The organism is Pseudomonas inefficax (genome assembly GCF_900277125.1).
Classification (GTDB): Bacteria; Pseudomonadota; Gammaproteobacteria; order Pseudomonadales; family Pseudomonadaceae; genus Aquipseudomonas; species Aquipseudomonas inefficax.
In genome coordinates, this window is the sequence record NZ_OPYN01000212.1 from 1 (window position 1) to 1335 (window position 1335).

Consider the following 1335-nt stretch of genomic DNA (forward strand, 5'->3'; position numbering starts at 1 on the left):
AGGTGGCAGTGGTGCCGTACTCGCCGCCTACCGACAGGCCCTGGATCAGCCGGGCCAGCAACAGCAGCGCCGGGGCCCAGGTGCCGATGCTGGCATAGGTGGGCAGGCAAGCGATCATCAGGGAGCCGAAGCACATCATCAGCACCGAGATCATCAGGGAATTCTTGCGACCATGGCGGTCAGCGAGGCGGCCGAAGATCCAGCCACCGATGGGTCGCATCAGAAAGCCCGCAGCAAACACGCCCGCGGTATTCAACAACTGCACGGTCGGGTCATCGGAGGGGAAGAACGCCGGGGCAAAATAGATCGCGCAGAAGGCATAGACGTAGAAGTCGAACCATTCCACCAGGTTGCCTGAAGAGGCACCAACGATAGCGAAGATGCGTTTGCTGCGTTCTTCGCCGGTGTAATAGGCTGAGGTCATGGTGAGTTTACTCCTGGAGGGTCGCAGGTAATTCTAGACACACCTGGTAACACCCTCGTTCCGCTATTTGCCTGGCAATTGGCTTTGAGACGCATGTGCCGGCCTCTTCGCGGGTAAACCCGCTCCCACAGGGAATGCGTGGTTCCCTGTGGGAGCGGGTTTACCCGCGAAGAGGCCAGTACAGGTCAAACCCGCTCGATGGCCAATGCCAAACCTTGGCCAACCCCTACACACATGGTCGCCAGGCCTTTACGCCCACCGCTCTTCTCCAGCTGGTGAAGCGCAGTCAGCACCAGGCGCGCACCGCTCATGCCCAACGGGTGACCCAGGGCGATGGCGCCGCCGTTGGGGTTCACCTGCGGTGCATCATCGGCAACACCCAGCTCACGCAGCACCGCCAACCCCTGGCTGGCAAAGGCTTCGTTGAGCTCGATCACATCGAAATCATTCACCGCCACACCCAGGCGCTCGGTGAGCTTGCGCACCGCCGGCACCGGGCCAATACCCATCACCCGCGGCGCAACGCCGGCACTGGCCATGCCCAGTACCCGGGCACGTGGGGTCAGGCCGTGTTTCTTCACCGCCTCGGCCGAGGCCAGGATCAACGCCGCAGCTCCGTCGTTCACGCCCGAGGCGTTGCCGGCGGTGACGGTCTTGTCCGGGCCGTTGACCGGCTTGAGCTTGGTCAGGGCTTCCAGCGTGGTTTCCGGGCGCAGGTGCTCGTCACGCTCGACGATGGTCTCGCCCTTCTTGTGCGCGATACGCACCGGCACGATCTCTTCGGCGAAGAAGCCGGCGGCCTGGGCAGCAGCTGCCTTCTGCTGGCTGCGCAGGGCGAAGGCGTCCTGGTCAGCACTCGAAACCTGGTAATCGTCGGCCACGTTGTCGGCGGTTTCCGGCATGGAATCCAC

At 63.3% G+C, this 1335-nt stretch carries 2 protein-coding genes; both read right to left on the reverse strand.

Features of this window, described 5'->3' with window-relative positions:
• On the reverse strand, positions 1-424 hold a 424-nt coding region (locus JV551A3_RS26945; protein ID WP_167494841.1), incomplete at its 3' end, for an MFS transporter.
• Positions 425-609: 185 nt separating this feature from the next.
• On the reverse strand, positions 610-1335 hold a 726-nt coding region (locus JV551A3_RS26955), incomplete at its 5' end, for an acetyl-CoA C-acyltransferase (RefSeq protein WP_133979254.1).